General features: G+C 62.7%; 14 protein-coding genes. 11 read left to right on the forward strand and 3 right to left on the reverse strand.

The window, feature by feature from the left end; genetic code table 11:
- Positions 1–300: 300 nt before the first annotated feature.
- The 3 genes from ACX80L_RS15965 to ACX80L_RS15975 all read left to right on the forward strand — a co-directional run bounded on the left by ACX80L_RS15965 (position 301) and on the right by ACX80L_RS15975 (position 4,370).
- The gene (locus tag ACX80L_RS15965; protein WP_459290910.1) at positions 301–1,335 is read left to right on the forward strand and encodes a protein kinase domain-containing protein; all 1,035 of its coding nucleotides are present in this window, start codon (positions 301–303) and stop codon (positions 1,333–1,335) included.
- On the forward strand, positions 1,332–2,933 hold the full coding sequence (locus ACX80L_RS15970) for a tetratricopeptide repeat protein (protein WP_459290912.1): 1,602 nt from the start codon (positions 1,332–1,334) through the stop codon (positions 2,931–2,933). Before ACX80L_RS15965 ends, ACX80L_RS15970 begins: the two co-directional genes overlap by 4 nt.
- Positions 2,934–3,329: 396 nt before the next feature.
- Positions 3,330–4,370, forward strand: coding sequence for a PDDEXK nuclease domain-containing protein (locus tag ACX80L_RS15975; RefSeq protein WP_459290914.1), 1,041 nt, complete (start codon positions 3,330–3,332; stop codon positions 4,368–4,370).
- A gap of 172 nt (positions 4,371–4,542) precedes the next feature.
- Here ACX80L_RS15975 and ACX80L_RS15980 read toward each other — a convergent pair whose 3' ends face one another.
- Positions 4,543–5,379, reverse strand: a complete 837-nt coding sequence (locus ACX80L_RS15980; protein ID WP_459290916.1) for a class I SAM-dependent methyltransferase — start codon at positions 5,377–5,379, stop codon at positions 4,543–4,545.
- Between the two features lie 240 nt (positions 5,380–5,619).
- On the opposite strand from ACX80L_RS15980, the gene ACX80L_RS15985 reads away from it, so the two are divergent.
- The 8 genes from ACX80L_RS15985 to ACX80L_RS16020 all read left to right on the forward strand — a co-directional run bounded on the left by ACX80L_RS15985 (position 5,620) and on the right by ACX80L_RS16020 (position 15,892).
- A complete protein-coding gene (locus tag ACX80L_RS15985; RefSeq protein ID WP_459291015.1) occupies positions 5,620–6,456 on the forward strand; it encodes a sugar phosphate isomerase/epimerase family protein in 837 nt (278 codons plus the stop codon).
- Positions 6,457–6,558: 102 nt separating this feature from the next.
- Entirely contained in the window at positions 6,559–7,332 is a 774-nt protein-coding gene (locus ACX80L_RS15990) for an SDR family NAD(P)-dependent oxidoreductase (RefSeq protein WP_459290918.1), read from the forward strand.
- 229 nt (positions 7,333–7,561) lie between these two features.
- Positions 7,562–8,899, forward strand: a complete 1,338-nt coding sequence (locus ACX80L_RS15995) for an MFS transporter (protein WP_459290920.1) — start codon at positions 7,562–7,564, stop codon at positions 8,897–8,899.
- Between the two features lie 37 nt (positions 8,900–8,936).
- Positions 8,937–9,845 carry a transketolase gene (locus ACX80L_RS16000; RefSeq protein ID WP_459290922.1) on the forward strand — a complete coding sequence of 303 codons (909 nt, stop codon included), beginning with the start codon at positions 8,937–8,939 and terminating at the stop codon, positions 9,843–9,845.
- Positions 9,842–10,897 carry a transketolase family protein gene (locus ACX80L_RS16005; RefSeq protein WP_459290924.1) on the forward strand — a complete coding sequence of 352 codons (1,056 nt, stop codon included), beginning with the start codon at positions 9,842–9,844 and terminating at the stop codon, positions 10,895–10,897. Before ACX80L_RS16000 ends, ACX80L_RS16005 begins: the two co-directional genes overlap by 4 nt.
- Before the next feature lie 117 nt (positions 10,898–11,014).
- The gene (locus tag ACX80L_RS16010; protein ID WP_459291017.1) at positions 11,015–11,686 is read left to right on the forward strand and encodes a GntR family transcriptional regulator; all 672 of its coding nucleotides are present in this window, start codon (positions 11,015–11,017) and stop codon (positions 11,684–11,686) included.
- Between the two features lie 100 nt (positions 11,687–11,786).
- Positions 11,787–15,215 carry a pyruvate carboxylase gene (locus tag ACX80L_RS16015; protein WP_459290926.1) on the forward strand — a complete coding sequence of 1,143 codons (3,429 nt, stop codon included), beginning with the start codon at positions 11,787–11,789 and terminating at the stop codon, positions 15,213–15,215.
- A 452-nt stretch (positions 15,216–15,667) separates the two neighbouring features.
- The gene (locus ACX80L_RS16020) at positions 15,668–15,892 is read left to right on the forward strand and encodes a family 1 glycosylhydrolase (RefSeq protein ID WP_459290928.1); all 225 of its coding nucleotides are present in this window, start codon (positions 15,668–15,670) and stop codon (positions 15,890–15,892) included.
- A gap of 143 nt (positions 15,893–16,035) precedes the next feature.
- Here the strand turns inward: ACX80L_RS16020 and ACX80L_RS16025 are convergent, their stop codons facing one another.
- The gene (locus ACX80L_RS16025) at positions 16,036–17,415 is read right to left on the reverse strand and encodes an NAD-dependent succinate-semialdehyde dehydrogenase (protein WP_459290930.1); all 1,380 of its coding nucleotides are present in this window, start codon (positions 17,413–17,415) and stop codon (positions 16,036–16,038) included.
- Positions 17,416–17,652: 237 nt separating this feature from the next.
- On the reverse strand, positions 17,653–19,338 hold the full coding sequence (locus ACX80L_RS16030; protein ID WP_459290932.1) for a thiamine pyrophosphate-binding protein: 1,686 nt from the start codon (positions 19,336–19,338) through the stop codon (positions 17,653–17,655).
- Positions 19,339–19,347: the final 9 nt, after the last annotated feature.

The raw sequence follows: 19,347 nt of genomic DNA on the forward strand, positions 1-19,347 counted from the left end.
TCTAACGGCGAGTGTCACTCAGCTGCCGACAGACCTAGGCACCGCGCTTTTAGACCGCAGTGAATGAAGGACGCGCACCACGCTGCGCGAACCGGATAGCTGTACTGCTAGCGCAACGAAGGCGAGTCAGGCCACCCGTTCGCCGATGGAACATTCCGATCCGCAGACAAGGCACCAAGTCAACGCGATGAACGTTGGTTCGCATAGAGCTATATTGTAGGTTCGATCAGCTGGACCAGTTCGGGTCGGCTTGTGAACGTGGGGGTGCTTTTGACAGTCGTTGTACCTGGTTCTGGAGGAATGATTGGCGTCGATCTGGGCGATGGATGGACGATCACTCATGAAATTGCACAATCCGCCGCGGCGACTGGAGGCAACTTCTCACTTGGATACTTAGCTCGACATACAACGGGTCGAGAAGGTTTCGTGAAGGTTATAAACTACCACGCTATCTTATTCAGTGCTGATCCGACCGGGATGATGCAAATAATTACCGAGGCATACAACTTTGAGCGCGATATCGTGGAGAAATGTTCTCAAAAGCGACTCACGCGAGTTGTATCTGCATACCGCCATGATTCACTAGCGCCAGCCGGAGCGCCGTATCCCCTGAGTTTCATAATCTTCGAGCGAGCGAAAAATGACGTTCGCGCTGTTCTCGACTCCACAGATAATATCGATCTAGCTGTGAAGCTTCGAATGGTTCATAACGCCGCGGCCGGTATATCGCAACTCCACGCGATTGGGGTGGCGCATCAGGACGTTAAGCCGAGCAACCTTCTCATCTTCGACACGAGGAGAGGGAGTTTGGATACCGCTAAGATTGGTGACCTTGGCCGGGCAACCGATGCGGCAAAAGCCGCGAGACACGATGTACTAACAATTGCGGGGGATCCCAGGTATGCTCCGCCTGAACAACAGTTTGGTGAGATTCAAGCGAGTTTTGGTGCGCGTCGACTCGCTTGTGATATTTACCAACTGGGAAACCTCCTGAGCTTCGTACTCGCGGGAGTCACCATGAACTCCCTGATCGACATGTACTTAGACCCGACTTTCAGCCCTCGAAATTGGCGCGGGACCTATGCTGACGTGTTCCCTTATGTGCAGGCTGCACACGCCGCCGCCTTATCTACTATGAAAAATACTATCGACGAACCACTTCGGGACGAGCTAATAGGACTGATTGCCGCAACGACTGATCCAGATGTAACACGGAGAGGTCATCTTGCTAGTCGCCGTGCCGGACAGCCATACTCTATGAATCGCATTGTGACCGAGTTGGATCTGCTTTCGAGGAAAGCAGAAACCTTCCGTAGCACGTCGGACGCGGCATGATAAGTAATCAAGGATTAGATGACCGGCAACTGGTCCCTCGTTGGAGAACTTTTAAAGATTCTGCAGCCTTAGGTGAATTGGCGTCGGCGAAAAGAGATCGACTGGACGGCCCTAGTCCTGCAGACCTTGAAGCAATTTCAAAATTCGAAGAATCTCCCGGGCTGCATACGGCATCAGACGCACTTGGTATCGCCGCATCGGTAGATAACCCTGAATTTCTCCTACCTGTGGTTCGTTTCGTGGAGGAGTCGCATCTTGCAACACCTCTGATCACCGATCTGGCCGCATCTGTTCGTCGTCGGATCACCAAGGAGGCAGTTAGTCTGTCAAATCCTTGGGCTAATCTGTCGGAACGCCAGAGTGCGATCCAGCAAATCCGTGCAGAACTTCGCATGTTCCCAAGAAATCCAACTAGGTGGGTTGACCTTGCCCTGGCTCAAACCTTGATTGGTCAAGTTGAGAGGGCAGAGCGGTCCCTTCGCACGGCGGTTTCGCTGGCCCCCTTGAATCGCTTCGTTCTGCGTTCGGCGGTGCGTTTCTTCTTACACATAGATGATCCGGAATCCGCTCAGCAAGTTATACACGGGGCGAGAAATTCCAGTGACCCGTGGTTGCTCGCGGCTGAGTTGGCGACTGACGAAGCCGCCGGAGATAAGCCACACTCCATGCGGACAGCGCTGACCGTACTCACTTCTGACAACTTCAGCACCTGGACCGTAAGTGAACTGGCCTGCACGGTGGCGCACTTCGAGTTCAACGAAGGTAATCAGAAACGCGGCCGGAAGATTCTAGGCCAAGCGACGGCTGAGCCCACGGAGAATGCCGCTGCTCAAATAGAGTTCGAATCCCAGCGGGGCGGCTTCAGCACTCCGCAGTCGTTTCAACTTCCGTATGGGAGCTATGAAGCGACGGCAATAAAAGCTAGTGGCCGACACGATTGGAAGGTTGCTATTGAGGCGGGACAGAAGTGGCAGCGAGATCAGCCCTTCGCCGTTGAGCCCGCAATGTTCTTGTCATACGTCGCGTCGGTAGGGGCGGAGGACTATGTTGCAGCGGAAGAGGCAGCGGCTCTTGGTCGTATAGCTAATCCACGTGATCCTATTTTGGCCAATAACCTTGTCTTCGCAATAGCTAATCAGAATAAGTCTGTAGACGTGGATGAGATATTTTCTCATTCTGCTCCGCCTCGTGATGCGAGTGAAGAAGCTGTCCATCTAGCTACAAGGGGGCTTGTGAGTTTTCGCGAAGGGCGAGCGGATTTGGGCCGCGAGTACTATCAGCGCGCTACGCGCCAATCGCTGGATTTGGGTTTGAGAGAACAGGCAGCGATAGCAGCGAGCTACTGGGCGCGGGAAGAGGCATTAATCAGCAGTCAAGTCGCATCGGATATCTGGTCCGTAGCCAATAACCTCGCGGAAGAAACAAATAAGCGAGACGCGAAATTGATTCTTTCTCGAGTTCTTGGTGCAGTCTCGGGTCGCCGGGATTCATCATTAGGAGTGGTACAAACAAGGTCCTCTATAGATGGTTGGGGCCCAAGTGACGTTGCGTCTTTAGTGCAGGGTACTGACGAGGACGGTGTCTGGTTCAAGTTCTAGTCTTTGGACTGGAAGTTGTTGCACTCTAGTAGCGTTTTCGATTAACAAGCGCCTAGGTCTTTGACGAGAAGTGCCTGATAACCATCGCGCGGTGAGCATGGCAGGTTGGTCTTTCGGGCGAACGGGTGACTCGTCGTAGTCAGTTGCTATGGTGTCTCAGGTCAATCGTTGTGGGGCGTCGCAATAGGATACGCGCCTGCGCAGGGCAATTAGTTCGGCTGCGGTGGGAGTTGATCTCTATGCAATCCGGCCGGAGTAAATTGGTTCGTTGTTTGAGCCGGCTGGTTGAACACACCTCGTAGATCTCGTTAGTACTGGTTTAGTCGCGTTGTTCACAGTGCCGACAACGGTGTCAACGCGCGGCACGGTGGTAATGGTCCTGAAAGGATGGGGTGTATGAGAGCCTCTGATGTCGCCCTGCCTAATGAGTACGGCTTAACGCTGCAGTTGCTGAAAGATCGTGTGCATGGTGCTCGCCGCCGTGCCCAGCGGACCGTCAATACGCAGCTGATCGAGCTGTACTGGGGGATTGGGCGAGACGTGCTCGCGCATCAGGAGCAGGACGGGTGGGGAAGTAGGGTCGTCGCCCGTTTGGCCGAAGATCTCCGGAGTGAGTTCCCGGACATGACCGGCTTCTCGCCGCGGAATCTGCAGTACATGACGACTTTCGCCCGCCAGTGGCCGGGCGAGTCAATCGCGCCACAGGCTGTGGCGCAATTGCCCTGGGGCCACATCCGTACAATCCTCGACAAGAACCTCGGCCCTGAGGCCCGCAACTGGTACGCCGCGGCAGCCGTCGAGTACGGGTGGTCCAGGAACGTGCTGATGAACATGATCATGAACAAGTCGATGGAGCGTACCGGTACCGCGCCGTCGAACTTCAGCCGCCAGCTCGCAGCGGGCGATTCCGAGCTCGCCCAGCAGGTCGCGAAGGATCCGTATGCTTTCGAGTTCCTCGGGCTCTCCGGCGAGGTGGCCGAGCGTGACCTCGAGCAGGCCCTCATGGACCGTATCGTCGACACCCTCCGGGAGCTCGGTCCCGGGTTCGCGTTCGTCGGCCGGCAGGTGCACCTCGAGGTCGAGGGAGACGACTTCTACATTGACCTGCTGTTCTTCCACGTCGAGCAGCTGCGCTACGTCGTCATCGAGCTCAAGACCGGCAAGTTCCAGCCCGAGTACGCCGGAAAGCTGAACTTCTACGTCGCCCTGGTCGACGACAAGCTCCGCCGCGAGGCCCATAACGACACCGTCGGGATCCTGATCTGCGGGAGCAAGAACGATCACACCGTTCGCTACGCCCTCAGCCGGTCCGAGTCACCGATGGCCGTGTCCACCTACACATACGAAACCCTGCCGGCCGCGGAACGACGAGCCCTGCCGGCCGCCGATGAACTTGCTGCAGCCTTCGACGAGATTGCATCGGAGAGCGCCGAGTAGGAGGGGTTTCGGCTCCTTCCCGAACCGCTACCTTACATAAGATTGGTTATCGGCGATTCGCTGGAGCCAGAGAAAAGCTTACTTCCACGGCATAGCGGGTCATCCGCCTGTGGGCGGGTGGAGCCCGAAGGGTGGAGCTCAAAGCCGTCCACCTGTGGGTGAGCCGCTGCCTCTACTGTCGTGGAGTAGCCACCCAGATGGTTCGTGTGGCCTTGGGTTGAAGGTCGAAATCTCCAGTTAGTTGTTCGAGTAGATGGGTCACGTCATCACGGTCGTGGGAGCTCAACGTCTTTAGATGAGCGAAGCGGCTGAACCACTGGTGTGCGTACTGGCGCGCCTCGTGTGTGACGGGAGCTGTGGTCGTCAGCGTGCTCTTCGTGACGATGAACCCGGAGGCTTCGATGGTGGGTGTCCAGTCGGGGTGGAGATTCCAGCCTTCTGCTGTCGCCGCTGCGTGGCAGCGTTCCTCGAGCTGGGCCTGGGGTCCGTGGCTGAGGAAACTGGGGAGGGTCGCGAGTTCGACGACGAGCAGCACGCCCTCCGGGGCCAGGAACTGACTGCTTCCGGACAGTAGCCGAGCGGGGTCACTGATGTGGTGGAGGGATGACGATGCCCAGATCAGGTCGACGGAGTGCGCTTCAGTGTCGGGCAGGAAGGGGAACCCGTTGTTGAGGTCGGCTTCGACCACGGCGAAGCCTTGCGCCCGCAGCTGGTTCACCATGTGCGGGTCGTTGTCGATACAGGTCACTGATGCTTCGGGGTACCGGTGGCGCAGGAGCCGGCTACCGGCACCGGTGCCGGCGCCGAGGTCAACGATGGCATGAGCCTCAGATCGGTCTGCAAGATTCAGAACGGCCGCGAGTTGGTCGCTGAAGACGAGGGCATCGAGGTCGAGACCCGAATGGTGGTCATGGTCGCCACCGTGGGGAACGGCATGGTCGGACTGGTGCTCGTGAGCAGGTGTTGGCAGCGCGTCGTGAGGAGTCATTTCTCGACCATAGGCAGTCACGCGACTACACCATAGATGCCCGTTCATGAACGAGGGCATCGATGCCCGAATCTGACCATGATTCCTGGCTCTGCAGCTTCCCATTCGGTGATGGACGGCCGGACTGCACCGGTGGCGTCAAGGACTGCGCGCTCTTGGGCCCGTGCGTCGAATAACGCACCCACCCCCCTTATGTTGACTGTTAACATACATCTAAGTAGTGTGCTTCAGGTCACGTCCGTCAGTGTGAGGTCAATGATGATGTTTCACCCCCGACTTGTGTGCTCGTCCATCAGTTTTCGACATCTCAGCCTTCCGGCTGCTCTGAGCACCATGAGGACACTTGGTTTCTCGACGCTGGATCTCGGCGCACTTCCGGGTGTTTGCGACCATGTTCCCTTCGTCCTGGATGGTGAGGCTGTGGTGGACGTCAGCTGCGCCATCCGGTCCTCCGGGATGAGTGTCCGGTCGATCAACGCGGACATCGGCGACCTTAACGTGGTCCCGGACTCCGCAGGCTCCGCACGCCGCGAGGAGCATCTTGACATGCTCCTGGGGCTGGCCGTGAACGTCGGCGCGCCCGCCGTGGTCCTTCCCTGCGGAGCCCAATCTCGAGACCCGGTCGCCACCCTCAATAGAGATATGGAGCGTGTGGCAAACGCGCTCGAGGACGCTTCACAACGTGCTGCAGCTGTTGGAGTGGAAGTGTGGGTGGAGGCACCACATTTCTACCGCCTGTGCTGGGACTTGGATCGAACGGTCGACCTTTTGGCGCACCTACCCGAGACCGTGGGTCTTGTCATGGACTTCAGCCACCTCGAAGCCTCGGGTGCCGATGCCGTGGAGTACGTCGACGTCTTCCGGCACAGGATCCGCCACGTACACCTCCGCGATGCCGTCCCGGGTGACATCAACCGCAGCATCGGCAACGGCACGGTTGACTTCGCGGCCGGCCTCAAAGCGTTGGTGGTCTCCGGATACGACGGTCATTTCTCCCTGGAACTCGAGACCCGGGATGTCACCGATGACGAGCGTCCGCAAGCCACAATGGCGGCCGCAACCTACATCTCAGAGCTCCTCGAGTCCCCTGCGGCCTGACTGCCGCCACACGCCCAACCACTTCACCTGAACCACCACCTGAACCCGATCCTCGACAAGCACCTAAACCAATAACAGCACCATTACCAGTACAGGAGCATCATGACCAGCAACCAGCGAACCGCCGTCATCACCGGAGCGACCTCTCCCCGCGGCATCGGGGTTACTACCGCACGCCGCTACGCCCAGGACGGGTGGGCCATCGTCGTCCTGGACCTCAACGGCGAAACGTCCGCGAAGGTCGCCACGGAGATCAGCAACGAATTCGGTGTTCCCGGGTTCGGCTACGAGGTCGACGTCACCAGCGAAGCCTCCGTTACTGCAGCGCAAGTTGCCGTCGCAGCTGAGGTTTCTGCCGGCAACCTGCCCCCCGTCGGCGCTTTGGCCAACATCGCAGGCATCACCTCACCCGTCCCGTTCCTTGAGACGACACTGGAGCTGTGGAACAAGGTCATGGCCGTCAACGCCACCGGCACGTACCTGGTGACGAAAGCCTTCCTGCCGGCCATGCTCGAAAACGGCTGGGGGCGCATCGTGAACATGTCCTCCGTCTCCGCGCAGCGCGGCGGCGGCGTCTTCGGGAAGGTCCCCTACTCCGCGGCCAAGGCCGCGATCCTGGGGTTCACCAAGGCACTGGCCCGGGAACTGGCCGACAGCGGCGTCACCGTCAACGCCGTCACTCCGGGGGCCGTCGACACCAACATCCGGGTCGGCAGCACCCCGGAGCAGGAAGCCGCCCTCGCCCGCGACATCCCCCTAGGCCGCACCGCAACGACAGATGAGATCGCCGGAGTGATTGCCTTCCTGTCCTCTGACGACGCCTCCTACCTCACCGGCACCACGATCGACATCAACGGCGGAAGCCACATTCACTAGACCCGGGCTTCTCCCCTTCCCCTGGACACGCGCGAGGGGTGGCCGGCACGTAACTCCCGTGGAACGCACTTCGACCAGCCACCCCCGCCGTCCCAGCTGCCCAAAAGACCTGGAAGCACCTCCTGCGAAAGCACCTTCTGTCGACTGTTGACAATGTATGTGCCCCGGGTCACACTTATTCCGAAGCAGTGTTAACAGTCGACAATCCCCTCTCAGTAAAGGATGCACGATGAGCAACGAAGCTCTCCAGATGCGAGGCCACGTCCACGGAACGAAGGACGCCCGCAAGGTCGCCGTCGGATCCGGGGTCGGTGCAGTGATCGAGACCTATGATTTCATCGGCTTCGGGACCGCCGCCGCTCTCTACTTCGGGCCGGCCTTCTTCCCAGGCGCCGACCCGGTCACCGCAACCCTGGCCTCGTTCGCCACCCTGGGCGTCGGCTTCGCGGCCCGCCCGCTGGGCGGCATCATCGGCGGCCACCTCGGAGACAAGGTAGGCCGCAAGCCCGTCCTCGTCGCCTCACTGATCATCATGGGCCTGGCGACCTTCGCCATCGGGCTCCTGCCGACCTACGCAACCGTGGGCATTCTCGCCCCCATCCTGCTGGTCGTCGTCCGCATCATCCAGGGACTGGCCTTCGGCGCAGAATGGGGCGGAGCCATCCTGATGAGCTACGAGCACGCGCCGTGGAAGTCCAAGGGCAAGTACACCGGCATCGTCCAGGCAGGGTTCCCCGTCGGGCTTCTCCTGGCGAACCTCGTCTTCCTCGCCAGCGCCAACCTCATCGGCGACTGGGCCTGGCGTATACCTTTCCTGGCCAGCATCGTGCTCGTCGCCGTCGGCCTGATCATCCGCTCGAAGGTCCCCGAGTCCCCGGTCTTCGAGGACGTGAAGGACCACGGCGAGATCGTCAAGAACCCGATCGTGCAAGTGATCCGCCAGGACTGGCGCAGCATCGTCCGCGGCATCTGCCTCCGGGTCGCCGAGACAGCCGGATACGCCGTCGCCGTGACGTACATGATCTCCTACCTCAACACCACCGAGCTCGCCACACGAACAGAGACCCTGACCTCCCTCTGCGTCGCGTCCTTCATCGGGATCTTCGCCACGATGGCCTGGGCCCGACTCACCGACCGTGTCGGTCGACGCCCCGTCTACATCTGGTCTTGCGCGTTCGCGGTCCTGTTCGGCATCCCCATGTTCCTGCTCGCGAACACGGGCCTGTTCATCTGCGTGATGATCACCATCGTCATCTCCTACGCCGTCTGCCAGAACTCACTGGCCGGTGCGCAGGGAGCATGGTTCCCCGAGCTCTTCCAGGCCAAGACACGGGCCTCCGGGGCCTCGCTGGCCTACCAGATCTCAGCCATGGTGTCCGGCTTCACCCCCTTCATCACCACCCTGCTGTACATCCAGCTCGGCTGGCTCGGCCCGGCCCTGCTCTTCTCCACCTACGCCCTCATCGGCCTCATCGCAGCACTCATGACCCGCGAGACCTGGGGCCCGAAGGAACGCCGACTCGCCGCCGAAGCCGGCAAGTCCACTCCCCTGCCCCAGCACGCCTGATCCGACACCGCTCCCAGGGAACCAGAAAGAGCACCTCATGACTTTGACACCAACACCCACCACCGCCACAGACCGCGACGCCAGCCAGGCTGAACCCAGCGACCGGGTCAATAAGGTCCAAGAAGCCGCCTATCGCGCCCGCCATTACGCTCTGAACATGGGCGAAGTACAGGGCCAGGGCTACGTCGGTCAGGCCTTGGGCTCCGCAGACATGTTCGCCGCCGTCTACGCCGACCAGCTCCGCTACCGGCCGGAAGACCCGCACTGGGCGGACCGCGACCGATTCCTGCTCTCCACCGGCCACTACGCTATCGGGCACTATGCGGCCCTCGCCGAAGCCGGCATCATTCCACTCGACGAGCTCGAGACCTACGGGTCTGATGACTCCCGGCTCCCCATGTCGGGAATGGCCTCCTACACCCCGGGCATGGAAATCTCCGGCGGATCCCTGGGCCACGGGCTCGGAGTCGCCGTCGGGATGGCCCTGGGACTGCGGCTGCAGGGCTCTGAGTCGAGGATCTTCAACTTCCTCTCGGACGGAGAACTCGACGAGGGCTCGACCTGGGAAGCGGCCATGGGAGCGCACCACCACCAGCTCGGCCACCTCACCGCGCTGGTCGACATGAACGCCCTCCAGGCCGACGGGGCCACCAAGACCGTGCTCAGCATCGAACCTGCCGCCGACAAATGGGCGTCCTTCGGTTGGCATACCCAGCGCGTAAACGGGAACGACGCCGCCGCTCTCCTGGAAGCGTTCGACACCATCGCTCGTGAGGCTGCTCCCACCGGACGACCCTCCGTGATCCTGTGTGACACGAAGGTCGGCAAGGGCGTACCTCTCCTGGAAGAGCGGGAGAAGGCCCACTTCATGCGCATCGAAGAACACGAATGGCAAATCTGCCGCGAGCAGCTCACTGCCGGATACGAAGGAAAGGCTGCGCAATGAGCACCACCACCAGTACCACCACGAGCACCACCACGAGCACCACCACTGAGGCTCCTGACACCGCGGCCGCCGTGAAGCCGAAACTGAAGACCTCGGCCATGATCGCGTCCTTTGCCGATCCCGGCCAGAAGACCGCACCGGCACCTTTCGGGCATGCACTGGCCAAGGCAGCGGAGCAGAACCCAAAGATCGTCGGTCTGACCGCGGATCTCGGCAAATACACCGACATGCACATCTTCGCAAAGGCCTACCCTGACCGGTTCTTCCAGATGGGCATGGCCGAGCAGCTCCTCTTCGGGGCTGCCGCAGGGATGGCCGAGACAGGACTTGTTCCCTTCGCCTCCACCTACGCGGTGTTCGCCGCCCGACGCGCCTACGACTTCCTGTGCCTGGACATCGCCGAACCGAACCTCAACGTCAACATCGTCGGCGGGCTTCCCGGGCTGACCACGGGGTACGGGCCGAGCCACCAGGCCACCGAGGACATTGCGATCTTCCGCGGCATGCCGAACCTCACCATCGTGGACCCCTGCGATTCCCTCGACATCGAGCAGGCCGTTCCCCAACTCGCTGCATCTGACGGACCGACCTACCTCCGCCTGCTCCGAGGACATGTCCCGACCGTTCTCGATGAGTACGACTACACGTTCGAGCTCGGTAAGGCCAAAGAACTCCGCCCCGGCCGGGATGTCCTCTTTATCTCCAGCGGCCTCATGACAATGCGGGCATTGCAGGCGGCCGAGGAACTGGCTTCCCACAACGTCGACGTCGCCGTGCTCCACTCCCCCACCATCAAGCCGTTCGACAACGAGACCGTGCTGCGCGAGCTCGGCAAGGACCGCCTGGTCGTGACACTGGAGAACCACACCGAGATCGGCGGCCTCTTCGAAACCGTCGCCAGCGTCGCCGTCCGCAACGGCGCCGGCAGCAAAATCGTGCCGATCGCGCTGCCCGACCTGTTCCTCGACGCCGGCGCCCTACCCACCCTGCACGAACGGTACGGTCTGTCCCGCGACCGCATCGTGCAGAAAGTTCTCAGCGAACTGGCGTAGCCCAGCCCGAATACCTGTCAAATGATGTCGGAAGCCGCCACTGTGAAAGCCGGATCGATCCGTAAGATCAATGTCAACAAACGAATGTCGACATTCACCACCGGCGAAGGATCCCTCATGACGGCAGCACCACCATCACTCCTTGGAGGACTGGAAAAGAACAACCTCCGCCAGCTGGCGCTGACCGCTCTCCGGCGTGCCATCACGACCGGTGAGCTGGCTCCAGGAACCCATCTCGTTGAGACGGAACTGTCGGAAAAGCTCCAGATCAGCCGGGGTACGTTGCGCGAAGCCATGCGGCAGCTGCAACAGGAAGGGCTCATCTCCGCAGGAGCGCGGGGACGGTTGTCCGTCCGGCACCTTGGCAGCGCCGATGTCCGCGATATCTTCCAGGTACGAGCTGCCCTGGAGGGACTGGCTGCCCGGATGCTGTCCGAGCAGGACGATCGGGACGCGATCGTGCGCGAGCTGGAGGAGGGCATCCGGCGGATGGAGGAGTCAGCCGATGGCGACCTGGACGACCGCATCGAAGCTGACCTGAACTTCCACCAGACGCTCTGCTCCCTCACCGGCAACCAGACCCTGCTTCACTCCTGGAAGTCACTCGAGGGATCTATCCGGATGAGCGTCATGTATGCCGGGGTGGATCAGGCATTGAGCAATATGAGTCCACACCGGCACACAAGCATCGTGGCAGCAATCAAGACCGGGGACTCCCCCGGAGCAGCCCGCGCAGTCGAAGACCACATGAACGAAACAGCACAAATCCTCACCGGCAACGGCGGCTAACGCCACCCGCCCCGGTCACACCTGACCCGCACCGACCTGCCCTGACCTGTCCTGCCTGCTGGGACCCGGTCAGACCGGCGGGCAACAAAGGAGTACATCGATGTTCTCGAAGATTCTGGTAGCCAACCGTGGTGAGATCGCGATCCGGGCTTTTCGGGCCGGGTACGAGGTGGGCGCGAAGACCGTCGCGGTGTTCCCGCAGGAGGACCGCAACTCCATCCACCGGCAGAAGGCGGACGAGGCGTATCTGATCGGGGAGGAGGGCCACCCCGTCCGCGCGTACCTGGACATCGAGGAGATCATCCGGGTGGCCCGGGAGTCCGGCTGCGATGCGATCTACCCCGGGTACGGGTTCCTGTCGGAGAACCCCGGCCTCGCCCGCGCGGCCGCCGAGGCCGGTATTACCTTCGTGGGACCGCCGGCGGACGTCCTCGAGCTGGCGGGCAACAAGGTCAAGGCCCTCGACGCCGCCCGCGCGGCAGGGATCCCGGTGCTCGCCTCCTCACGTCCGAGCGCGGACGTGGCGGAGCTGACCGCCGCAGCGGACGAGATCGGGTTCCCCGTCTTCGCGAAGGCCGTGGCCGGCGGCGGCGGGCGCGGTATGCGCCGTGTCGACACCCGCGAAGCCCTGCCGGAGGCGCTCGAAGCGGCGATGCGGGAGGCCGAGTCCGCCTTCGGCGACCCGACGATGTTCCTGGAGCAGGCGGTCCTGCGGCCGCGGCATATCGAGGTGCAGATCCTCGCGGACGCAACAGGTAACGTGATGCACCTGTTCGAGCGGGACTGCTCGCTGCAGCGCCGCCACCAGAAGGTCATCGAGATCGCCCCGGCACCGAACCTCGACGAGGGCATCCGGCAGGCCCTGCACCGGGACGCGGTGAAGTTCGCGACCGCGCTGGGCTACGTGAATGCCGGGACGGTGGAGTTCCTCGTGGACACGGTCGGGGAGCGGGCCGGCCAGCACGTGTTCATCGAGATGAACCCGCGCATCCAGGTCGAGCACACCGTCACCGAGGAGGTCACCGACGTGGACCTCGTCCAGGCGCAGCTGCGCATCGCGGCCGGGGAGACCCTCGCGGACCTCGGCCTGTCCCAGGAGACGGTGTACCTGCGGGGGGCCGCGCTGCAGTCGAGGATCACCACGGAGGATCCCGCGAACGGGTTCCGCCCCGACGTCGGACGGATCTCCGCCTACCGGTCCGCGGGCGGAGCCGGGGTGCGCCTGGACGGCGGCACCGTCTATGCGGGGGCGGAGATCAGCCCGCACTTCGACTCGATGCTGGTCAAGCTCACCTGCCGGGGCCGGGACTATCCGACCGCGGTCGCGCGGGCACGCCGGGCGCTGGCCGAGTTCCGGGTCCGCGGCGTCTCCACCAACATCTCCTTCCTGCAGGCGGTCCTGGACGACCCGGACTTCATCGCCGGGAACGTCGCCACCTCCTTCATCGACGAGCGTCCCGAACTGCTCACCGCCCGCATCCCGGCCGACCGCGGCACGAAACTGCTGACCTGGCTCGCCGACGTGACCGTCAACCAGCCCAACGGCGCCCGCCCCGCACACCTGGACCCGCGCGAGAAACTCCCCGTGATCGAGGAACCGGACGCGGAGGCGGACGGCACCCCGAGCCCGGTGATACCGGGGAGTCGCCAGCGCCTGCTGGAGCTCGGGCCGGAGGGCTTCGCGCGGGCGCTGCGGGAACAGACGTCGGTGGCCGTGACGGACACGACCTTCCGCGACGCACACCAGTCCTTGCTGGCGACCCGCGTGCGCACCCGCGACCTCGTGGCCGCCGGCGCGTCCGTGTCCCGGCTGACGCCGGAGCTCCTCTCGGTCGAGGCCTGGGGAGGGGCGACCTACGACGTCGCCCTGCGCTTCCTCGGTGAGGACCCGTGGGCGCGCCTGGACGCGCTGCGCCGCGAGGTGCCGAACATCTGCCTGCAGATGCTGCTGCGCGGACGCAACACCGTCGGCTACACCCCCTACCCCGAAGCGGTGACCACCGCATTCGTCCAGGAGGCCGCGGCCTCGGGGATCGACATCTTCCGGATCTTCGACGCCCTCAACGACGTCTCCCAGATGGAGCCGGCCATCCGCGCCGTCCGGGCGACAGGCACCGCCATCGCCGAGGTGGCCCTGTGCTACACCGCCGACATGCTGGACCCGGCCGAGACCCTCTACACGCTGGAGTACTACCTCGAGCTCGCCCAGCGCATCGTCGACGCCGGAGCGCACATTCTGGCCATCAAGGACATGGCTGGCCTGCTCCGCCCGGCTGCGGCGGCGAAGCTCGTGACCGCCCTGCGGGCCCGCTTCGAGCTGCCCGTGCACCTGCACACCCACGACACCGCCGGCGGACAGCTCGCCACCCTGCTCGCCGCCGTCGACGCCGGCGTCGACGCCGTCGACGTCGCCAGCGCGGCGCTGGCCGGCACCACCAGCCAGCCCTCGGCGTCGGCCCTGGTCGCGGCCCTGGCCCACACCCCGCGGGACACGGGCCTGGACCTGGGCAACGTGTGCGCGCTCGAGCCCTACTGGGAGGCCGTCCGGCGCATATACGCCCCGTTCGAGTCCGGCCTGCCCGGGCCCACGGGGCGGGTCTACCGGCACGAGATCCCCGGCGGGCAGCTCTCGAACCTCCGCCAGCAGGCCATCGCCCTCGGCCTCGGGGAACGCTTCGAGGCCATCGAGGACATGTACACCGCGGCCGACCGGATCCTGGGCCGGCTCGTCAAGGTCACCCCGTCCTCGAAGGTCGTCGGCGACCTCGCCCTGGCCCTCGTGGGCCGCAACGCCGACCCGGCCGAGTTCGAGGAGAACCCGCAAGACTTCGACATCCCCGACTCCGTCATCGGGTTCCTCAACGGGGAGCTCGGCAACCCGCCCGGAGGATGGCCCGAACCGTTCCGCACCAAGGCCCTGAAGGGAAGGGAACTCAAGCCGCGCGACGTCGAGCTCAGCTCCGACGACGAGGCGAAGCTCGCCGGGACCCCGACGGAGCGCCGGAACGCGCTGAACACGCTCCTGTTCGCCGGACCCACCAAGGACTTCCGCGCCACCCGCGACACCTACGGCGACGTGTCCCTCCTCGGCACCGCGGACTACCTCTACGGGCTGCAGCCGGGCACGGAGCACGTCATCGAGCTCGAGAAGGGCGTCCGGCTCATCGCGACCCTCGAAGCCGTGTCCGAACCCGACGAGAAGGGCATGCGCACCGTCATGTGCACCCTCAACGGCCAGATGCGTCCGGTGAGCGTCCGCGACAGGAGCATCGACAGCGACGTCCGGGCCGCCGAGAAGGCGGACCCGGGCAGCCCGGGCCAGATCGCCGCACCCTTCGCGGGCTCCGTAACCGTCTCCCGGGCCGAGGGCGAGGCCGTCGCGGCCGGCGACACCGTCGCCACCATCGAGGCCATGAAGATGGAAGCCAGCATCACCACACCGATCGCCGGCACCGTGCAGCGCGTCGCCTTCAACGGTCCCGGCCCCGCCCAGGGCGGCGACCTCCTCCTCGTCATCGCCCCCTCCTGAGCCATCCCGAACAGGCAGTCCTGCCGAAGGGCGCTCATCACTACGAAGGCACGTCCTGCAGGAACAAGCAGCACGTCTCGGGAAGGAAGATCACTGTCATGGCACAGCCCCTACAGCGGCAGGTGAGGCCGAGCGAATCTCGTTCCCCTACCGGTCCTTTTGTCCAAGCAGAACGGAAGGACCGGAAGGACTGGGACGGCTTACTACCTCGTGATCGTGTCTCCGTCCGTGAAGGGAAGAAGCCGACGTATGACGCTGTCGTCGATGTTCTTACTGACGATCACACCGTCATCTGGATAGTTCCTATCGCCTTCGGACATAGGCGCGCGTTCCACGTCAGCGACGACATCGACATCGCCAAGTTGCCCCGATCGCGACCCACCGCGAGACGTCAGTCGAGAACGGCCGTGGCTTCGACTTCGACGAGCACACCACGTTCGAAGAGGTAATTGATGCGGATAAGGGACACCCGCTCAGGTATCGATGCTCGCGGCTACTACTCCTGGAGCCTGCTCGATAGCTCCAAATGGGCATCTGGGTATGGTCTAACCTTTGGATCAGTTGCGGTAGACCCACAAACCCTCCAACGAGTTTCCAAATCGAGCTCCCCTGGTTCGGCGAAGTCGCCAACGCAAATAACCTGTAGCACTCCGGTTCTTCACCGCTCCGTCAGGTAGGTGCTCACTGATGCCCTACTGCCAGCTCTCGAAAACATGGAGGTCGGGCTGACAGAAGCTCAATGATCGGCGGGCGGTGCAAAGTAGGAACTCCGGGCCTTCATCTGGGCCCTCGTTCCGTCGCTAGGCTGGCTGCGGGATCCCTAGGCGGTCCGGATCATCTTCTTATTGACGAATTCCTCGATCGCGAAGCGGCCCAGTTCGCGGCCTGATCCGGAGCGTTTCACACCGCCGAAGGGTAGCTCGGCGGAATCGCCGAGCACCAGGTTGATCCAGACCATGCCTGCGTCGAGGGCATCCGCGACGCGCAGGGCCTGCTCTTGGTCCGTGGTGTAGACGTAGGACCCGAGCCCAAACGGGGTGTCATTGGCGAGCGTCACAGCTTCTTCCTCGGAGGACGCCCTATGGATCATAGCGACGGGACCGAAGAATTCCTCGTGGTACGCCTCCATCGCCGGGGTCACCTCGGTCAGCACCGCTGGTGGGAAGAAGTTGCCCGAGGTCTCCCCCGTTGCCAAGACGGTTGCGCCCTGGGATACGGCGTGCTCGAGCTGCTCTTCGAGCCGGGACGTCGCTGCCGCCGAGGACAGCGGGCCGAGCAGGGTGCCGACGGCCATGGGATCGGCTGGTTGTACCTTCTTCATAACTTGCGTGAACTTCTCGACGAATTCCTCGTAGAGGGAGTCGATGACAATGAAGCGTTTGGCGGCGTTGCACGCCTGACCGTTGTTGTCCAGACGTGCATTCACCGCGTCCTGGACAGCCCCGTCGAGGTCCTCGGTGGAGAGCAGGATGAACGGATCGGAGCCGCCGAGTTCGAGCACCACTTTCTTCAGGTGCCTACCCGCGAGTTCGGCTACGGCTGCTCCTGCGCGCTCGGAGCCGGTCACCGAGATCCCCTGTACCCGTGGGTCCGCGATGACGGTGGCGATCTGCTCGTTCGTGGCGTAGAGGTTTTCGTACACGTGCTCGTGCGCACCGAGTTCGGCCTCGGCGTCAGCGAAAATCTGCGCGATGGCCGCCGCCGACTCGGGACACTGCGGGGCGTGCTTGAGCAGGACGGTGTTGCCGGCGACGATGTTCGGGCCCGCGAAGCGCGCCACCTGGTAGTAGGGGAAATTCCACGGCATGATGCCCAGGAGCACACCGAGCGGCGCGCGACGGATCAGGGCAGAACCCGTGCCCTCGGACAGCTCAATGGGCTCGTCGGCGAGGAAACCAGCGCCATTGTCGGCGTAGTACTGATAGATCGCCGCGGAAAAGTCGACTTCACCGAGGGCCTGGTCCAGCGGTTTGCCCATCTCGCGCACGATGATCTCCGCCAGCTGTTCACGCCGTTCCGTGTGCAGGGCCGCTACCCGGGCGATCAGCGCCGTCCGCGCCCTGATGGGGGCCGGGCGCGACCACTGCCCGTAGGCGTCGTACGCATTCGAGATCGCTGCGTCCACTTCCTGATTAGTGAACGTGTCGTACTCACGAACGGTCTCCCCGGTGGAGGGATTGATGACGGCATACAAAGTCATGCGGTCTTCTCCTTCGATAGAACAAAAAATGGACGATAATTCCATGCCTGGCGTCCGCAAAACTGCCACTATTTTTCCTGATACCTTGGACGCCTTGAACGAAGGATGAGTGCTCGGGCCGCTAGAAACAACGGTCGTACCAATTCTTCCCCGAAGCGCCTGGGTCGGCGTTGAAGGGTTGTTCGGCCCGTTCGAACCTCCGATGGGTGAACAGCGGCTCCTCGAATCAGGCTGATCTCAACTCGTTGATGGTGGGGTGGGAGCGAACATCCGTAGAAGAGTGTCAACGACGACAACGTTGGGCCCATCAGCGGCAAAACCGGCACGAAGCGCGTCTGCCACGTCTTCGGGAGGAACGCGTGTGGCCGGCACGTCAAAAGCTGCAGCGAGTTTGACGAAATCGGGGCGTGCGAGCTCAGTGGCCGTCGCATGACCGAAGGCTTCAACCATGTATTCGCGCAGAATGCCATACCCGCCGTCGTCCACGATCAGCCAGGTCACAGGAGCATTGTGCTGTTTGGCGGTGGCGAGTTCCGAAATCGAGTACATCGAGGATCCATCCCCAGAAACCGCGAGCACCCGACCCGGTTTCCCCATGGTCTCCAATCCCATCGCGGCTCCAATGGCGGCGGGAAAGCCATAACCGAGACCCCCTGCTCCCTGCGCTGAGTGGAACTGGCCTTCCCTGGCGTCCCAGCAGCTCCAACCCCAGTACGCGGCGATGGTCATGTCCCAGAACGTCTGCATTTCCGCTGGCACTGCGGCACGAATGTCGGCCATGAACCGTATTTCCTTGGCCAGATCCTGACTGTCCAGCCGTGCGCCGACCTTTGCCAATGCCTCCTTCACCATGGCTTCAGGGGAAACGCCGTGCCAGGTTGGTTGCGTGCCTGTTCTGGTTTGTAATTCTTCATCGAGGACTGTCAATGCCTGTCCGGCATCGGCGCGGATTCCCAACCCGGGTCGGTTCGATTCGAGCACCCGGGGTTCAGCGTCGATCTGAATGATTCTGCCGCGCGGTTCGAACGTGAAGTAGTTGGACGTCACTTCCCCGAGTGACGAACCAATTACGATCAGCACGTCGGCGTCCTCCAAGACGTCCGTCATGTGCCGGTCCTCGATCCAGGATTGTAGCGACAGGTCGTGATCCCAGGGGAACGCCCCGTTGCCGCCCGGGGTGCAGATCACAGGGGCACGGAGCTTTTCTGCAATGGACAACAGTGACTTCTCAGCCCGCCCACGGCGTGTACCGCCACCAGCGATAATTGCCGGACGTTGTGCCATCGATAGCCACTTCGCGGCCTCACGAATCAGCTCGACTCGGGGCGGGTTGTCGATAGCCTGAGCTAGAGCATCCTCCACCCGAGGCACCAAGACCGGATCCAGGAGGATGTTCTGCGGAATCTCCACCCATACCGGGCCCTGAGGTGAGGAAATCGCTTCCGTCCAAGCGTCCTGAATGGCAGAGGGGATGCCGGAAGCATGCTGTATCAGCCGTTGGCTCTTGGAGACATTCGCAGCTGAGGCCTTCTGATCGTCAAGCTGATGCAGCATCCCTTTGCGCCTGGCACCTAGACCATCGAGTGGGATCTGGCTGGCGATCACCACGATGGGAACTCCGGTCGTGTACGCTTCCTGCAGCCCCGCCAGAGACGTCAAAGCCCCCGGCCCGGTGGAGAGGAAGAGTACGCCGACCTCCCCGGTGGCACGGGAATATCCATCGGCGGCGAATGCACTGTTGTTCTCCACGCGGGACGAAACGAAATGCAGGTTGCCCCGCCCCATCGCGTCGAACAGCCCCAACGCGTGTTGTCCTGGAATGCCGAAGACTGTTGTGGCACCTAGCGCCTCGAGCGTTTCGACGACCAGATCCCCACCGTTACGGAGGCCCGGCGCGTGGAGATGGACTTGTTCTTCAATCATGGTCAAATT

This window comes from Arthrobacter sp. MDT1-48-3 (genome assembly GCF_054511015.1).

Excerpts from the sequence above, each read along its gene's own strand:
- ACX80L_RS15965 (WP_459290910.1), top strand. The coding sequence starts at position 301 with ATGATTGGCGTCGATCTGGGCGATGGATGGACGATCACTCATGAAATT.
- ACX80L_RS15970 (WP_459290912.1), top strand. The coding sequence starts at position 1,332 with ATGATAAGTAATCAAGGATTAGATGACCGGCAACTGGTCCCTCGTTGG.
- ACX80L_RS15975 (WP_459290914.1), top strand. The coding sequence starts at position 3,330 with ATGAGAGCCTCTGATGTCGCCCTGCCTAATGAGTACGGCTTAACGCTG.
- ACX80L_RS15985 (WP_459291015.1), top strand. The coding sequence starts at position 5,620 with ATGTTTCACCCCCGACTTGTGTGCTCGTCCATCAGTTTTCGACATCTC.
- ACX80L_RS15990 (WP_459290918.1), top strand. The coding sequence starts at position 6,559 with ATGACCAGCAACCAGCGAACCGCCGTCATCACCGGAGCGACCTCTCCC.
- ACX80L_RS15995 (WP_459290920.1), top strand. The coding sequence starts at position 7,562 with ATGAGCAACGAAGCTCTCCAGATGCGAGGCCACGTCCACGGAACGAAG.
- ACX80L_RS16000 (WP_459290922.1), top strand. The coding sequence starts at position 8,937 with ATGACTTTGACACCAACACCCACCACCGCCACAGACCGCGACGCCAGC.
- ACX80L_RS16005 (WP_459290924.1), top strand. The coding sequence starts at position 9,842 with ATGAGCACCACCACCAGTACCACCACGAGCACCACCACGAGCACCACC.
- ACX80L_RS16010 (WP_459291017.1), top strand. The coding sequence starts at position 11,015 with ATGACGGCAGCACCACCATCACTCCTTGGAGGACTGGAAAAGAACAAC.
- ACX80L_RS16015 (WP_459290926.1), top strand. The coding sequence starts at position 11,787 with ATGTTCTCGAAGATTCTGGTAGCCAACCGTGGTGAGATCGCGATCCGG.
- ACX80L_RS16020 (WP_459290928.1), top strand. The coding sequence starts at position 15,668 with ATGCGGATAAGGGACACCCGCTCAGGTATCGATGCTCGCGGCTACTAC.
- ACX80L_RS16025 (WP_459290930.1), bottom strand. The coding sequence starts at position 17,415 with ATGACTTTGTATGCCGTCATCAATCCCTCCACCGGGGAGACCGTTCGT.
- ACX80L_RS16030 (WP_459290932.1), bottom strand. The coding sequence starts at position 19,338 with ATGATTGAAGAACAAGTCCATCTCCACGCGCCGGGCCTCCGTAACGGT.